Source organism: Sphingomonas sp. PP-CC-3A-396 (assembly GCF_004343105.1).
In the GTDB taxonomy this organism is placed as follows: domain Bacteria; phylum Pseudomonadota; class Alphaproteobacteria; order Sphingomonadales; family Sphingomonadaceae; genus Sphingomonas.
This window is the reverse complement of record NZ_SLYF01000003.1, coordinates 76,266-91,967: the sequence shown is the minus strand read 5'-3', so window position 1 is coordinate 91,967 and position 15,702 is coordinate 76,266. Positions and strand designations below refer to the sequence as shown.

At 66.9% G+C, this 15,702-nt stretch carries 12 protein-coding genes; 2 read left to right on the top strand and 10 right to left on the bottom strand.

Annotated elements, in window-relative coordinates; all coding sequences use genetic code 11:
* The first annotated feature begins 60 nt into the window (after positions 1 to 60).
* A complete protein-coding gene (locus tag C8J40_RS06755; protein WP_132896356.1) occupies positions 61 to 1,296 on the top strand; it encodes an MFS transporter in 1,236 nt (411 codons plus the stop codon).
* On the opposite strand, the gene C8J40_RS06750 is transcribed toward C8J40_RS06755, so the two are convergent.
* From C8J40_RS06750 to C8J40_RS06740, 3 genes are read right to left on the bottom strand one after another with little or no spacing between them, the layout of a single operon-like run.
* Complete coding sequence (locus tag C8J40_RS06750) at positions 1,254 to 2,327, bottom strand: carotenoid 1,2-hydratase (RefSeq protein WP_132896355.1); 1,074 nt, start codon at positions 2,325 to 2,327, stop codon at positions 1,254 to 1,256. The two genes, C8J40_RS06755 and C8J40_RS06750, sit on opposite strands and share 43 nt — an antisense overlap.
* Positions 2,327 to 4,834: an FtsX-like permease family protein gene (locus C8J40_RS06745; protein WP_132896354.1), complete on the bottom strand. Its 2,508-nt coding sequence runs from the start codon at positions 4,832 to 4,834 to the stop codon at positions 2,327 to 2,329. The genes C8J40_RS06750 and C8J40_RS06745 overlap by 1 nt, the downstream gene beginning before the upstream one ends.
* Positions 4,831 to 5,508 carry an ABC transporter ATP-binding protein gene (locus C8J40_RS06740; protein WP_132896353.1) on the bottom strand — a complete coding sequence of 226 codons (678 nt, stop codon included), beginning with the start codon at positions 5,506 to 5,508 and terminating at the stop codon, positions 4,831 to 4,833. Before C8J40_RS06740 ends, C8J40_RS06745 begins: the two co-directional genes overlap by 4 nt.
* A 290-nt stretch (positions 5,509 to 5,798) precedes the next feature.
* Here C8J40_RS06740 and mazG point away from each other — a divergent pair, with 290 nt between their 5' ends.
* The gene (mazG, locus tag C8J40_RS06735; RefSeq protein ID WP_132896628.1) at positions 5,799 to 6,533 is read left to right on the top strand and encodes a nucleoside triphosphate pyrophosphohydrolase; all 735 of its coding nucleotides are present in this window, start codon (positions 5,799 to 5,801) and stop codon (positions 6,531 to 6,533) included.
* Here the strand turns inward: mazG and hflX are convergent.
* The 7 genes from hflX to dusB form a co-directional block, all read right to left on the bottom strand.
* Complete coding sequence (gene hflX / locus C8J40_RS06730) at positions 6,514 to 7,806, bottom strand: GTPase HflX (RefSeq protein ID WP_132896352.1); 1,293 nt, start codon at positions 7,804 to 7,806, stop codon at positions 6,514 to 6,516. The genes mazG and hflX overlap by 20 nt on opposite strands.
* Positions 7,803 to 8,354, bottom strand: a complete 552-nt coding sequence (gene hfq / locus C8J40_RS06725) for an RNA chaperone Hfq (RefSeq protein ID WP_132896351.1) — start codon at positions 8,352 to 8,354, stop codon at positions 7,803 to 7,805. The genes hflX and hfq overlap by 4 nt, the downstream gene beginning before the upstream one ends.
* A gap of 103 nt (positions 8,355 to 8,457) precedes the next feature.
* Positions 8,458 to 9,834 (bottom strand): sigma-54 dependent transcriptional regulator, encoded by a 1,377-nt coding sequence (locus tag C8J40_RS06720; RefSeq protein WP_132734059.1) that lies wholly within the window; start codon positions 9,832 to 9,834, stop codon positions 8,458 to 8,460.
* A 4-nt stretch (positions 9,835 to 9,838) separates the two neighbouring features.
* Complete coding sequence (locus tag C8J40_RS06715; RefSeq protein WP_132896350.1) at positions 9,839 to 12,109, bottom strand: ATP-binding protein; 2,271 nt, start codon at positions 12,107 to 12,109, stop codon at positions 9,839 to 9,841.
* Between the two features lie 52 nt (positions 12,110 to 12,161).
* Positions 12,162 to 13,613 carry a nitrogen regulation protein NR(I) gene (ntrC, locus tag C8J40_RS06710; protein WP_132896349.1) on the bottom strand — a complete coding sequence of 484 codons (1,452 nt, stop codon included), beginning with the start codon at positions 13,611 to 13,613 and terminating at the stop codon, positions 12,162 to 12,164.
* A complete protein-coding gene (locus C8J40_RS06705) occupies positions 13,610 to 14,680 on the bottom strand; it encodes an ATP-binding protein (RefSeq protein ID WP_132896348.1) in 1,071 nt (356 codons plus the stop codon). Before C8J40_RS06705 ends, ntrC begins: the two co-directional genes overlap by 4 nt.
* Positions 14,661 to 15,659, bottom strand: a complete 999-nt coding sequence (dusB, locus tag C8J40_RS06700) for a tRNA dihydrouridine synthase DusB (protein WP_132896347.1) — start codon at positions 15,657 to 15,659, stop codon at positions 14,661 to 14,663. The genes C8J40_RS06705 and dusB overlap by 20 nt, the downstream gene beginning before the upstream one ends.
* Positions 15,660 to 15,702: the final 43 nt, after the last annotated feature.

Sequence of the window (15,702 nt, the reverse complement as noted above, 5' to 3'; positions counted from 1 at the left end):
CGACAGGTTTCCAGATGCTACGCTGGCGCGGGCGACGGCATTTCCGTAAACGCGACCGCAATGACGGATACCGACAGCAAGACGCCCGAGACTTCCTCCGGAATGACGCCCGCTTTGACCACCGTGTTTGCGATCGCGTGCGGCATGATGGTGGCCAACCTCTATTACGCACAGGCGTTGATCGGCGAGATCGCGCCGGCGCTAGGGCTTCACGGCAGCACCGCCGGGCTGATCGTGACGCTGACGCAGCTCGGCTATGGCGCGGGTCTGCTGCTGATCGTGTCGCTCGCCGATCTGGCGGAAAATCGCCGACTGATCCTTATGATGGTCGCCGGGACGACGGTCGGCCTGATTGGCGTGGTGTTCTCGACCGGCGCGATGAGTTTCCTGCTGTTCTCGTTCGTTACCGGCTTCTGTTCGGTCGGTGCGCAGATCATGGTGCCGCTCGCCGCGCATCTGGCCCCAGATGCCAAGCGCGGCCAGGTGATCGGCAACATCATGGCGGGGCTGATCACCGGGATCATGCTGGCACGGCCGCTGGCGAGCGGGCTCGCGTCGGTCGCCGGATGGCGCGCGATCTTTGCCGTGTCGGCGGTGGCGATGGTCGCACTCGCGCTGTTGCTGGCCAAGATGCTGCCCGAGCGGCGACCGAGCCCGGGTCTCGGCTATGGCCAGATCCTTGCGTCGAGCTTCCGGCTGCTCGCGCGGACGCCGGCGATCCAGCGGCGGACGGCGTATCAGGCGACGATGTTCGCGATCTTCAACCTGTTCTGGACCGCGGTGCCGCTGGTCCTCGCGAGCCAGTTTGGACTGGGACAGGTCGGCATCGCGCTGTTTGCGCTGGCTGGGGCGGGCGGTGCGCTGACCGCGCCGATCGCCGGGCGGCTGGGGGACCGCGGCTATATCCGGATGGGGACCGGGATCGCGCTGGGGAGTGCGATCGTCGCCTGCCTGGTCGCGGGCTGGGCGGGTGCGGCGCACATGCTGATCGTGCTGGCGCTCGCGGCGGTGTTGCTCGATGCCGCAACGCAGTTGAACCAGGTGCTCGGCCAGCGCGTGATCTATTCGATCGCGCCCGAGGCGCGCGGGCGGATCAATGCGATCTACATGACCGTCGTGTTCCTCGGCGGGGCGGCGGGATCGATGCTGGCGTCGTTCAGCCTGTATCATGGTGGCTGGACCGCGACGATGGCAGTCGGCGGCGGGCTGGCGGTGGCGGCGTTCGCCCTGTTCCTGACCGAGCCGCGCGGCGATCACATCCTGAGCGGATCCGCGTATCCGGTCAGCTCGAGATAGCCGCTGCCGCCGGCGGTGCGGACGGCGCCCTCCCAATAGACCGGCATCCCGCTGCGGCGCGCGTCGAGTTCCTGATCGGCGAACAGCGGGGTCAGGTCGAACCGGCGGACGCCTTCGGGCAGGCGGATGCTGAGCCGTTGCGTGACGGGGTAGAGCGCGCCGGTGCGCGGTGAGCGCCACTGCCTGAGCGGATCGAAACGCACGTCGCCGGGCGCGAATCGGATGACGCGGCCGTCTGCACGACGGAGCGAGCCGCCCGCCCAGACCTGTTTGCCGCCAGCCCCTCGGATCCGGAACGCCATCAGCGCGCCGCCATCGTCGAGGTTCAGCCCCGTCCAGTCCCAGCCGACCGCACCGCCGCCGAGATAATCCGACGACCATTCGCGATCGAGCCACGCCTGGCCGGTGACCGGCTGCGCCTTCCTGTCGTGGGTGAGGCTCCCCGTGACGGCGAGGTGAGGGACCGAGTAATAATAGCTCGCCTGCCCAGGGCGGGGGCCCTTCTGGCTGTAGCCATCCTGGCCTTCGAGCAGCGGGGATTGGCGTGGAGTGAGGGTCAGCGCGAGCGCGAAGTCGGGCGTCGCGACATTGGTGACGAAGCGACCGTCGGGGAGGCGGCGGATCCGCCAGTCGCGCAAGGTCACGTCGGTGTCGCCGATCCGGGCTTGGGCAAGACCGAAGCCGGCGCGCGCGGCACGTTCGCCATGGAGCAGGTGGCCGATGTTCGGGTCCGACAAGGCGGCATGCGCGAACAGAATCTGCTTCGGCGCGAACCGGCTGGGGTTGGCGGCGTCGGTTTTGGGTGTGGTGCGGAAGAAGGTGATCTGGAAGCCGAGATCACGGCCTTCGCGGGTCTTGAGCAAGCCGGTGACGTACCACCATTCGGTACGGAATGCGGGGTGGGCGCCGTGCTCGCGCGGGAAGACGAAGCGCGCGCCGGGGCGGACGACGGGATAGTCGGTCGCGGCAGGCATCGCGGCGGTCAGCGCGAGCGCGGCGACGGTGAGAACGTATTTGACCGAGCGGCGCATCACCAATCCTCCCTAACCATGCGGACCGCGTCGGCGGCAATCGCGCGGCGTCCGGCGAGCGTGGCGGTTCCCGCGGCGGCAATGACCAGCGCGCCTGCGACGCTGGCGACAATGCCCCAGGGCACCCGCGTCGCCATCGTCCAGTTGAACGACTGCGGATTGATGACGTGAACCAGCACCTGCGCCATGATGCCGCCGAGCGCGATCCCGGCGATGCCGCCGACCAGCCCGAGCAGCGCGCCTTCGCTCGCCAGCATCGCGATGATCTGGCGTTTCGAGACGCCGATGTGGCGGAGCATGCCGAACTCGCGCGTACGGGCGATGGTCTGCGCGGACATCGTCGCTGCGACCCCGGCCAGCCCGACGAGGATCGCGACTGCCTCGAGCAGATAGGTGACGGCGAAGCTGCGGTCGAACAGCTCGAGCGCGTAGCGGCGCAATGTCGCCGGTTGGGCGATCGAGATCAGGCTGGCGAGCGCGCGAGGGGAGCGGGCGGCGAGCGCGCGTTGGACTTCGCGGGCGTTGGCGGCGGGGCGAAGCGTGATCGCCGCCTCGGTGCGGGTAAGGTCGCCCGTCACCTTCGCATAGTCGGTGTCGCGGATGACGATTGCTCCCTGCTGTCGGGCATAGTCGCGCCAAATGCCGGCGACCGCATAGCGACCGGCGAGCGGCAACGTGACGGGTGCGCCGACCTTCCAGCCATAAAGCCGGGCGGCAGGTTCGGAGAGCCAGATCGGTGTCGTGCCGGCGGGGAGACGCTCGGCCTTGTCGAGCAATACCAGCGTCGGATCCTCGCCGTCAGCGACCGGACGGGCGATCAGAGTCACGGGCGGACGATCGGCGCGAAGCGTGAGCGGCACCTGACGGCTGAACGCGATGCGGGCCACGCCGGGCGTCGCGCGGAGGACCGCCTGCGCGGCGGGGTCATAGCCGTTGCCACCCTCGACCCGCAGATACAGGTCGTCCGACAGGATCTGGCCGAGCCATTCGTCGACCGCGCCGCGGAAGCTGGTGACCATTACCGCCATCGCGATCATCAGCGCGGTACTGGCGACGATCCCGCACAGCGCGGTGGCGGCCTGGCCGGGGGCGCCGTGAAGATGACGGATCGCGAGGCCCGTTGCGACGTTGCGGTCCGGGCGGCGGGCGAGGGGGCTCAGCAACGTCCGCGCGAGCCAGGGCATGCCGGCGATGCCGCCCGCAAGGATCAGCGCCATGCTCGCAAACCCGAACAGTGGCAGTCCGCCGATCGCCGGAAGCAGCGCCGCGACGCCGCCGACCGCGATCAGGACCGCGGCAGGGATCCAGGGTACCGGCGTGCGCGGATCGATCACGTCGCCCGCATTGCGCAGCGCGGCGGCAGGCGCGGCACGGGCGGCGATGCGCGCCGGGAGGACGCTGCCCGCGACCGCTGCGAGCAGGCCGAGCGAAAAGAACCCGACCGCAGCGGCTGGGGCGAAGGTTAGACGGACGCTGCCATCGGCGAAATAGCCCGCGCCGAGATCGCCACCGAACCGGGTCAGTGCGGCATAGGCGAGCGCATAACCGAGCAGCAGTCCAAGGCTCGACCCGATCACGCCGATCGCAAGACCTTCGAGCGCGACGGTGGCGACGATCCCGTTGCGTGGCAGGCCAAGCGTGCGGATCAGTGCAAAGGCCCGCAGCCGGCGCGCGACCGACAGCGACTGCGCGGAGAACACCAGAAAGCCGCCAGTCAGCAATGCGACGAGCGCGAGCATGTCGAGATTGACGCGATAGGCACGCGACAGCGCGTCGCTGCGCGAGGCATCGCTCGCGCTGGTCCCGATCGTCGCGTCGCGCGGCAGGATCGTGGCGAGCGCGGCTGTCGACGCCCCATCTGCCTGCTTGACGTCGATCCGGTCCAGCCGGCCCAGCCTGCCGAACCGCCACTGGGCAGTGGCGATGTCGACGACGCCGATCGCCTGGCCTTCCGCGACGCCGGGAAGGGCACCGGCGATGCGCAACGGCGTGGCCCAGCCGTTCGCGGCGACGGTCAGCCTGTCGCCCGGCTTGGTGCCGATCGCGCGCATCGCCGCCGACGAGAGGAACAGCGCCCGGTCGTCGAACGCGGCATCGGTGCGACGGTCGATCCCGGCGGGCGCGATGCCGACCAGCGACGGCGTAACCTGTGCCGCGCGGATCACGTCGAGACCCAGCAGCGTGAAGCGCGTCTTGCCGACCGTGGCGCGTAGCACGACGACCGGACTTGCATCGGCGACGCCGGACGCAGTCGAGACCCTGGCGTACAGCGCCTCGTCAAAGCCCAGCGGTGTGGTCGCGTTGACCTGGACGTCCGCGCTGCCATTTACGGTCCGCAGCGCGCCTTCGAACGACGTCAGCGCCGACCCGTTGACCAGATGGACCGCGAATCCGAGCGCCACGCCAATCGCGATCGCAACCGCGGTGAGGGCAAGCCGGGCAGGGTGCGCACGCCATTCCCCGCCGATCAACCAACCTAGCGCAAGCCGCGCCGACACCAAGCTCACGGCCGCCGTTCCAGACCCGTCGCGGTCAGTGTCAGGACGACGTCCGCAATCGCCGCGGCGGCTTCGGAATGCGTGACGATGATCGCCGCGGCCCCGTCCTCGCGGACTGCCGTTGAGAACAGGTCGAGAACACTTGCCGCGGTATCGGGATCGAGATTGCCGGTCGGCTCGTCGGCGAGGATGATTGCGGGGCGATGCACGAAGGCGCGAGCGATCGCTACGCGCTGCAATTCGCCACCCGACAGATCGCGCGCATAGCCGTCGCCGCGAGCGCCGAGACCGACGCGATCGAGCATATCGTCGGCGCGCGCGGCGAGCGCCTTGCGATCGGCGGACACGAGCGCGAGCGGCAAAGCGACGTTATGACGCAGCGTCAGATACGGTAGGACGTGAAACGCCTGGAACACGAAGCCGACCCGCGTCGCACGGAGACGGGTCAACGCGGCTTCATCGAGCGATCCGAGATCGACGCCCTCGACCACGACATGCCCGGCATCGGCGCGGTCGAGACCGGCGAGGATATTGAGCAGCGTAGATTTTCCCACGCCGCTCTCGCCGACGATCGCGATCAACTGGCCACGCTGGGCGACCAGGTCGAGATTGCGGAACAGCTCGCGACCACCGGGCACCGACTTTGCAAGACCCGAAACGCGCAGAAGGCTATCGTCAATCATACGTCGCTCATGCCATGCGCGCCGAGCTTGCGACAGTGACACGAGAGTGCGCTAGGTTGCTTTTCCGACGCATATGCCGGGACGAGCAAGGGCTTCACCCGCCAAATACGATAACTGATTTAACATAATATATATTATCGATCTTGCAGAGATGGTGAGATTGATACCGGATACAGAGCGTTCGTGATCCCCGGCCACCAATTGCCTGTCAGCAGCGCAATGAGCGTCGCGCTTTGGTGATGTCGCGCGCTATGGCGATACGATAGGTTGATGACAGGCAGATGATTTCGATGATCGAACGGTTGGTGTCCATCATGGCGCGGTTGCGCGATCCGGTCGACGGTTGCGCGTGGGACCGCGTCCAGACCTGGTCGACCATCGCGCCGTACACGATCGAGGAAGCGTATGAGGTCGCCGATGCGATCGCGCGCGACGATCCTGCCGATCTCAAGGACGAACTTGGCGACCTGTTGCTCCAGGTCGTGTTCCACAGCCGCATCGCCGAGGAATCGGGCGCGTTCACATTGGCCGATGTCGTCGCCGCGATTAGCGACAAGATGGAGCGCCGCCATCCGCATATCTTCGGCGATGCCGCGACCTCGCCGGGATGGGAAACGATCAAGGCGGCTGAGCGTGCGGAGAAGTCCGATCCCAGCGCCTTGGCCGGAGTCGCGATCGGCCTGCCCGCCTTGTCGCGCGCCGAGAAACTCCAGAAGCGTGCCGCCCGTATTGGGTTCGACTGGCCCGATGTGGAGGGGCCTATCGCAAAGATCGTCGAGGAAATCGAAGAGGTTCGCGAGGCTGGTTCAGATACGGTGGCAGAAGAGATCGGCGACCTGTTGTTCGCGGTTACGAACTGGGCGCGGCATCTGGGCGTCGATCCGGAGGCGGCCTTACGCGCCGGCAATGCGAAGTTCGAGGCCCGGTTCCGGGCGATCGAGGCCGATGGCGGCGATGCTTTCGCCGCCATGACACTCGATCAGAAGGAAGCCCTGTGGCAGGCGGTCAAGCGTCGCGGCGGATGAACCGGTCGTAGTCGGTTTCCGACAGCCGCACGTCGTAAGTCGTCTCGAGTTCGTCGTCCAAGCTGCCAAGCACCTCACCGTGCGCATGCAGCCATGCCGCCCCCGCCCCGTCGGTCGCATCGAGCGTGATGCTGTAGCGACGATGTGCACCGGTCAGCTTGGCGGCGACCTGGTGGATCAACTCATCCACCCCTTCCCCGCTCAGCGCCGAGATGGCGACGACGTCGTCGCGGTGCGCGGCTTGGCCGGCGATCTCGTCATGCGTATCGGCATCGAGCAGGTCGAGCTTGTTCCAAACCTCGAACCGCGGCGTGTTCTCGTCCACGCCGATCTCGGCCAGCACGGTCTCGACGTCGGTGCGCTGCGCCTCGGTATCGGGATGCGCGATGTCACGAATATGGACGAGCAGATCGGCGGAGACCACCTCCTCGAGCGTCGCCTTGAACGCGGCGACCAGTTGCGTCGGCAGGTCCGAGACGAACCCCACCGTGTCGGAGAGAATCGCCTTGTCGATGCCGGGCAACTGGATCTGCCGCAACGTCGGGTCGAGCGTGGCGAACAGCAGATCCTCTGCCATCACGTCGGCGCCGGTGAGCCGGTTGAAGAGCGTCGACTTACCCGCATTGGTATAGCCGACCAGCGCGATCACTGGCCACGGCGCACGCTGGCGCCGCTCGCGGTGAAGCCCACGGGTGCGGCTGACCTGCTCCAATTCGCGCTTCAACCGGGCCATCCGGTCGCGGATCAGGCGGCGATCCGCTTCGATCTGGGTCTCGCCCGGACCGCCGAGGAAGCCGAAGCCACCGCGCTGGCGTTCGAGGTGGGTCCAACTGCGGACCAGCCGGCCCGCCTGATAATCGAGATGCGCCAGTTCGACCTGCAAGCGCCCCTCGGCGGTCGCCGCGCGCTCGCCGAAGATCTCGAGGATCAGCCCGGTGCGATCGATGACTTTGGTCTCGAGCGCCTTTTCGAGATTGCGCTGCTGGACCGGGCTGAGACTCGCGTCGAACACGACGAGCCCCGCCTCTTCCATCCGCACCTGCGTCGCGAGCAGTTCGACCTGCCCGCTGCCGATCAACGTCGCCGGCTTGGGCTGGCGAACGCGGTAGGCGATTCGCTCGACCACTTCGACGCCGATCGCCGCGGCGAGACCAGCGGTCTCCTCCAGGCGAGCATCAACGTCGCGCGATGCGTCACCTTGGTCGGGCAACACAACGATCGCACGCGTGCCACGGGCGAACTCGTCCCGATCGCGTTCGAACCCGCTACTCAATCGTCATGGTCCGCGTCATCTTCGTCATCCGTATCGGTGGGCTCCTCGCCGAGGTTCAGCGGGCGCGCCGGCTGGATCGTCGAGACCGCGTGCTTGTAGACGAGCTGTGCCATGCCCTCACGCTGGAGCAGCATGCAGAACAGGTCGAAGCCGGCGATCTGGCCCTGCAGCATGACGCCGTTGATCAGGAACATCGTCACGCTGTCTTCGGACTTGCGCACCGCGTTGAGGAAAATGTCCTGCAACAACGGATGCTTCTTCTGGTTCTCTCCGACCGCGTCTACGATCGCCGACACGTCCATCGGTCCGGCGGGCATGATCGTCGAGATCGCATGCTTGTAGATCAGCTGCGACTGGCCATCGCGGCGGAGCAGCACGGAAAAATTATCGAACCATGTGACGATGCCCTGGAGCTTCACACCCTTGACGAGGAACATCGTGACCGGCGTCTTGGAGCGCCGGAGTGCGTTCAGGAAGAGGTCCTGAAGCGAGCCTGGTTTATCGGCCAATGGGATAACCCTTTGTTTTTGGCGGGACTTTGCCCGCAAGGCGCTGTTTCCCAGCGTCGGAGATGCGCCCGGTTACCGGGCACCGGATATGATCTATGATCGCCACCCCAATAGTTCCAGAGGGCGGCGAAATTGCGGCGCCTTATTCGTCGCGTGTTTCGGTGATCCCGAGCAGCTTGAGTTTGCGGTGGAGCGCCGATCGCTCCATGCCGATGAAGCTCGCCGTGCGCGAGATGTTGCCCGAGAAGCGCCGGATCTGGACGCGGAGATATTCGCGTTCGAACGTCTCCCGTGCTTCCCGCAGCGGCGATCCCATGATCGCGGTGCCGCCCGCCGCCCCCATGTCGCCCTGATCGCCGAGCACTTCGGCGGGCAACAGGTCGATGTCGATCCGGCCGATCCGGTCGCCCGGTGCGAGGATGATCGTCCGCTCGACGACGTTGCGCAGCTGGCGGACGTTACCGGGCCAGTCGTAGGATTGCAGCGCGACCATCGCGTCGGCTGCGATCTCGGGCGTCGGCACGCGGCGTTCGGACGCGTAATGCGCGATGAAATGCTGGACCAGCGCGGGGATGTCCTCGCGGCGATCGGACAGCGGCGGGATCGTCACGGGAACGACGTTGAGACGGTAGTACAGGTCCTCGCGAAACCGCCCCTCGGCGATCTCGAAGACGAGGTCGCGGGCGGTCGCCGAGACGACACGGACGTCGACCTTGACCACCCGGGTGCCACCAACGCGTGTGAAACTCTGGTCGGTCAGCGCGCGCAGTATCCTCGCCTGCGTGGTGATCGGCATGTCGGCGATCTCGTCGAGGAACAACGTGCCGCCATGTGCCTGCTCGAACAGGCCGGGACGAACGAGATCACCCGCTTCCTCGACGCCGAACAGCTCCTCGTCGACGCGCTCCGGGGTCATCCGTGCGGCGCTGACGACGATGAACGGCGCGTCGGTGCGCAGGCTCCAGCCGTGCAACAGCCGGGCGGCGACTTCCTTGCCGACCCCTGCCCCGCCCATGATGAGCACGCGGCTGCCGGTCGCGGCGACGCGCTTCAGCGTGGCGCGGACGCCGTTGATCGATCCCGAACTGCCGGTCAGATCGGTCTCGCGACCGACGGTTGCTCGCAGTGTTGCGACCTCGCGCCGAAGCCGTTCTGTCTCGGTTGCGCGCGCGACCATGAGCAACAGGCGCTCGGCCTCGAACGGCTTTTCGATGAAGTCGGAGGCACCACGGCGGATGGCGGCGACAGCGGTGTCGAGATTGCCGTGGCCCGAGATCACCAGCACCGGGATCGACGGATCGCGCCGCTTGATCTCGTCGAGCAATTCTAGCCCGTCGAGCCGCGAGCCTTGCAGCCAGACGTCGAGCAGCACCAGCGATGGTCGCCGCGCGGCAATCGCCTCTAGCGCGCTGTCGCTGTCGCCAGCATCGCGCGTCGCATAGCCTTCGTCCTCCAAGACGCCGGCGACCAGTTCGCGAATGTCACGTTCGTCGTCCACGACGAGAATATCGAGCGCCATCAAATCATGTCCGGTTGCGAGTCATGGTGGCGAGTTGGCCATCCCCTGCCCCCTCGGGTAGCGGCCCTCTTGCGTCGAGCCCCCCTTGATACAGGCCCCCTTGGTCGAGCGCGGTCAGCGCTCTGATATCGAAGATCATGGTGACGAGTGTACCGCCACCCGGTCGATCGGAGAACCCGATCGTGCCACAATGTTCCTCAATGATCTTCTTGACGATGGCAAGCCCGAGACCGGTGCCACGCGCTCGTGTCGTGACATAGGGCTCCATGATCCGGTCGCGATCGACGGGCAGGCCGATGCCCGTGTCGGCCAGCGCGATGGTCACGCTGCGGCCCGGATCCTGGCTCAGCGTCATGGTGACCGATCCGCCGGGTTCACCCTTTGCCTCAATGGCTTCGACCGCGTTCTTAACGAGGTTCGTGAGCGCCTGTCCGATCTGGCGACGGTCGCAGACCAGCGCCAGGCCGGGATCATCGTTGACCAGATGGAAGCCGATTGCGGGGTGCGCCACCTCGTGGAGGAAAAGCGCCTGCCGCGCGGCGTCGACCAGCGATTCCTCGCGGAAGACGGGCTTGGGCATTCGTGCGAACGACGAGAACTCGTCGACCATCCGGCGGAGATCGCCGACCTGACGGATGATCGTGTCGGTCAGCCGCGAGAAGGTGCCGTCCTGCATCTCGGTCTTTGTGCCGTAGCGGCGTTGCAGGCGTTCGGCGGCAAGCTGGATCGGGGTCAGCGGGTTCTTGATCTCGTGCGCGATCCGCCGCGCGACGTCGGACCAGGCCGCACGGCGCTGATCGAGCAATTGCTGCGTGATGTCGTCGAAGGTCAGGATCGGGCCCGTCGCAGGCCGCGCAATCCGCACCGCCAGCGTGCGGACGTCGCCGCCCTGCCCGACCTCGACGATCGCCTCGCGGTCGCCACCGTCGAGCATCGCGTCGAGCTCGGGTGCGACATCGACCAGTCGCCGACCGACCAGCCCGCCGGCATCGGTGCCAAGCAACGTCGTCGCCGAATCATTGGCGATCGTGATCGTCCGCTCGCGTCCGGTCGCGACGACGCCCGCGGAAACGCCCGCCATCACCGCCTCGATCAGCGCGCGGCGGCTTTCGAGCTGGCCATTGGCGGTGACGAGTTCGGTGTTCTGCGCCTCCAGCTGCCCGGTCATCTGGTTGAACGCGTTGGCGAGCGTGCCGACCTCGTCGCGGCTGCGCGGATCGGGCACGCGTGCGGTCAGGTCGCCGCCTGCCACCCGGCGCGCGGCGTCGACGAGCTCGCCGACCGGCCGGACGAGGCGATCCGCAACCGCCAGCGCGATCCACACCGCAATCCCGACGATCAACAACGAGATCAGCAGCAGTGCCGCATTGAACTGCAGTTGTAGGCTGCGCGCCCTGGCCAGAAGCGATCGATAACTCTTCAGCACATCGTTCGCACGCGTGGTCTGTTCGGACAGTAATTTCGTATCCTCGACGCGGCCCGCATAGAGGAAAAGCTCGTCAGATCCCGGCAGCATCGTGATCGTCTGGATACGATCACCCGTCACCGCCACGACCGCGCTTTTGCCCGACCGCAGTTCGGCGATCGCCGAGGGCGTGACACGGCGCGTAAAGTCGATCTCGTACGGGTTGACGATCGCCAGTGTCTGGATCCCCTGCTGGGGAGACAGCTTAAACAACGCCGCTTCCGAGAGGCTGCGAAAATAGACCTGTTGGAGGAACCAACCGGAAAAATCCGGGCTCTGCAGCGAGCGTTCGCGGAGATAGGCGGACATGTCGCTCGCCATCGTCACGGTGGCTTCCTGCCATCGGTTGAGCTGGCGGGCGTAGGACGACTGGGCAAGCCCGGTCGCGTTCTCGAGCATCCCGCGCGCCTGGTCGGAATACCAGAACTGGACGCCGTACTGGAACAGCAGCGACGCGAAGATCGTCACGAGCAGCATCGGCACCGCCGCAACGATCGAGAACAATGCGACGAGCCGAACGTGGAGACGACCGCCGCCACCGACTGGCGAACGCGCCGCACGCCGCATCGCCACGCGCCGCCCCAGCAGCATGAGCAGGGCGATCCCCGGCACGAGATTGGCGACGAGCAGCAGCGCGACGAGCGGCGGGGCCAACAGACGCTGCGGTGCGTCGGAGCCGGTGATGACGAAATAGCTGGCCACGGCGATCGCGATCGCGACGCCCAGCACAAGCGCCTCGACCGCAGGCGTCACCGCGAACCGGTGCGCGGGCCCGTCATCATCCATCGGTAGCGTCGCGGAAGCGATCATCGTTGCCCCGATACAACGTCAACCGTTGCCAGGAAACCACATAATGACAGGATCAGCGCCGTTCCGCCTCGTCACCGCGCTGCGCATCGACACCGCTGTCGATATGGATGCCGAGCGTATCGAGCCTTTTGCGCAGCGTGTTGCGGTTGATCCCGAGCGCGCGCGCCGCGCGAAGCTGATTCTGGCCGTGGCGCGCGAGCATCGCCTCGATCAGCGGGCGTTCGACTTCGCCGATCACGCGGTCGTAGAGCGTGCCATCGTCGAGCGATGCGGGGTCTTCGCGCGCGATCCGGTCGATCATCGCACGCACCGCCTGGCCAATCTCGATCTCGACCGCTTCGCCCGACGCCGCCTGGGTGCCGATCATCGCCCGGATCGCCTCGGCGTCGATCACCTCGTCACGCGCCAGCACGGCGAGACGACGCATCAGGTTCTCGAGTTCGCGGACATTGCCCGGCCAATCATGTGCGCCGAGTTCGGTCAGCGCGTCGCCGCCGAGTTGACGGCGTGGCAGGCCTTGCAGGGCCGCGTGGTCGAGGAAGTGGCGCGCAAGCAAGGCGATGTCCTGCCGCCGCTCGCGCAATGCCGGCAGCGCGATCGGCACGACGTTGAGGCGGTAGAACAGGTCTTCGCGGAACTGGCCATTAGCGACCTGCGATGCCAGATCGCGATTGGTTGCGGCGACGATACGGACGTCGACGCGGATCGTCCTTGCCCCGCCCACGCTGGTGAACTCGCCCGACTGAAGCACGCGCAACAGGCGGGTCTGCGCCTCCATCGGCATGTCGCCGATCTCGTCGAGGAACAGCGTGCCGCCCGACGCCTGCTCGAACCGCCCGGCATTGCGCGTTGCCGCGCCGGTGAAGGCACCGCGCTCATGACCGAACAGTTCGGCCTCGATCAGTTCGCGCGGGATCGCGGCCATATTGATGGCTACGAACGGCGCGGCGTTGCGTGGCCCCAGATCGTGGATCGCGCGCGCGACGAGTTCCTTGCCGGTGCCCGATTCGCCCGAGATCAGCACGGTCAGGTCGTTCGAGACGACCCGGGCGATGATCCGATAGACGTCCTGCATCGCCGCCGAGCGCCCGATCAGCGGGAGCGCGCGATCCGCGTCGTGGAGCGCATCCTCGCTGACCATGCCGCCACGGGCAAGCGCACCGGCGACCGCACGCGTAAGGACGTCGAGGTCGAACGGCTTGGGGAGGTATTCGTAGGCGCCGACTTCGGCCGCGCGGACCGCGGTGGTCAGCGTGTTCTGGGCCGAGAGGACGATGATCGGCAGAAGGGGGAAGCGCGCGGCAACGCTGCGGACGTGGTCGATGCCGTCGCCATCCGGGAGGATGACGTCGGTGACGAGGACGTCGGGTAGCGAGGCCGCGAGCGCGCGTTCGAGTTGCGCCAGACTGTCGGCGACGGTGACGTCATGCCCTGCACGGCGGAGTGCCTGCGCGACGACCGTGCGGATCGCGGCATCGTCGTCGACGACCAGAACGGTGCTCACGATGCGGCCCTTGGCAGCAACAGGCGGAGGACGGTCATCTCGGGATTTCCTTCGCGGGCATATTGGACGATGCCGCCCATGTCGCGTGTGAGCTTGTCGACCAGCGCAAGACCGAGCCCCTGTCCTTCGCGACGGCCGGAGACGAACGGATCGAACAGGTGATCGGCGATGTCGGCGGGCGCGCCCGGCCCATTGTCGAACACGCAGATCTCGATCGGCAGCGGCAGGCGCGGTTTGCCCGGGCCCGCGCTGACGGTAATGCCGTGACGGTAGGCGGTCGTCATGACGATGCGGGGTTCGCGTTCGTCTCGAACGGCTTCGCGCGCGTTCTTGAGCAGGTTTATGATGATCTGGAGCAGCGCGTCACGGTTGATCTGGGCTGGCGGAAGCGAGGGATCGAAGCGTTCCTCGATCGTGATGCCGCGTGCGAACCCGGCGAGCGCGAGCCGGCGGGCATGGCCGAGCAGCGGATAGATGTTCTCGCTGGCGAGTGGCAGCGGCCGCGTGTCGCTGAAATCCTGCATCCGGTCGATCAGCGCGGCGATGCGGTCGACCTCGGTGACGATCAGCGTGGTCAATTCACCGGCGCCGAGCAGTTGGGCGGCACCGCGGATGCCCGACAGCGGGTTCTTGATCTCGTGCGCCAGCATTGCGGCCGCACCGACCGCCGCGCGCGCGCCGGCCGCGCGGTCCGCGGAATGGCCGAGGCGCCGCGAGGTTGCGGCGGAATGAAGCGTGATGGCGCGCCAGCCAGGATAATCGGCGATCTGAGTCTCGGCAAAGTCGACGCGGATCTTCACGCCGCGCGCGGTCGCTATCTCGGTGTCGTAGACGGCTAGACCATGGCCATCGCGGTTGCGCGGATCGTCGGGCGGCGGGATGATCGCGTCGAGCGGCTGGCCGATCATCAGCCGCTCGGACAAGTTCAGCAGTTGTTCGGCGAGCGCATTGGCGTGCGCGACACGGTGGTCGGGATCGACGACGACGACCGCGACCGGGAGCGCGGCGAACAGCTCCGCAAAGCCCGGCCGTCCGCGTGAACTGGTGTCAGGCCGCCGCAAGGTCACGCCAGGGCGCGTAGAACTCGGCGAGCATCGCCTTGACTTGCTTGGGGTCTGGCACCTGGTTCACCTTGTTGCGGAACTCGGCCGAACCGGGCAGCCCCTTGGTGTACCAGCCGATGTGCTTGCGCGCCATGTTGACGCCGGTCTCGATCCCGTAATGTTCGAGCATCGCCTCGTAATGCCCTGCGATCGCGTCATATTGCTCGGTGATCGACGGGTCTTCGATGCGGCGGCCGGTGGCGAACCACTCCATTACCTGACCGAGTACCCATGGGCGGCCATAGCTGCCGCGACCGATCATCAGGCCGTCGGCGCCTGACTGGTCCATCGCGGCTTCGGCGTCTTCGATGGTGCAGATGTCGCCGTTGACGATCACCGGCACGCTGACCGCGTCCTTGACCTTGCGGACGAAGCCCCAGTCGGCGCTGCCCTTGTACATCTGGTTGCGTGTGCGGCCATGGACGGTGATCAGCTTGATGCCGAGGTCCTCGGCGATCCGTGCGAGATCGGGGGCGTTGAGGCTGTCGTGGCACCACCCCATCCGCATCTTCAACGTCACGGGGACGTCGACCGCCTTGACCGTCGCCTCGATGATCGCGCTGGCGAGCTTGGTGTCGCGCATCAGCGCCGAGCCCGCGTCGCCGTTGACGACTTTGCGCACCGGGCAGCCCATGTTGATGTCGATGATCGCCGCGCCGCGATCCTGACTGAGCTTGGCGGCCTCGCCCATCTCGTACGGGGTGCAGCCGATCAGCTGCATCGACACCGGCTCTTCCAGCCGGTCCCACGCCGCCTTCTGGAGCGACTGGCGGGTCTCGCGGATCGCGGCCTGGCTCGCCACCATCTCGGTGACGTTGAGGCCAGAGCCATAGCGTCGCACGAGCGTGCGGAACGGCATGTCGGTGACGCCGGTCATCGGCGCGAGCACGACGGGGCTTTCGATCCGGACGGGACCGATCTGGATGGGGGATAGATTACGCATGAATGTGCCTGAAAAAGAGGCACGGCCCTACCCTGTCTGGCCG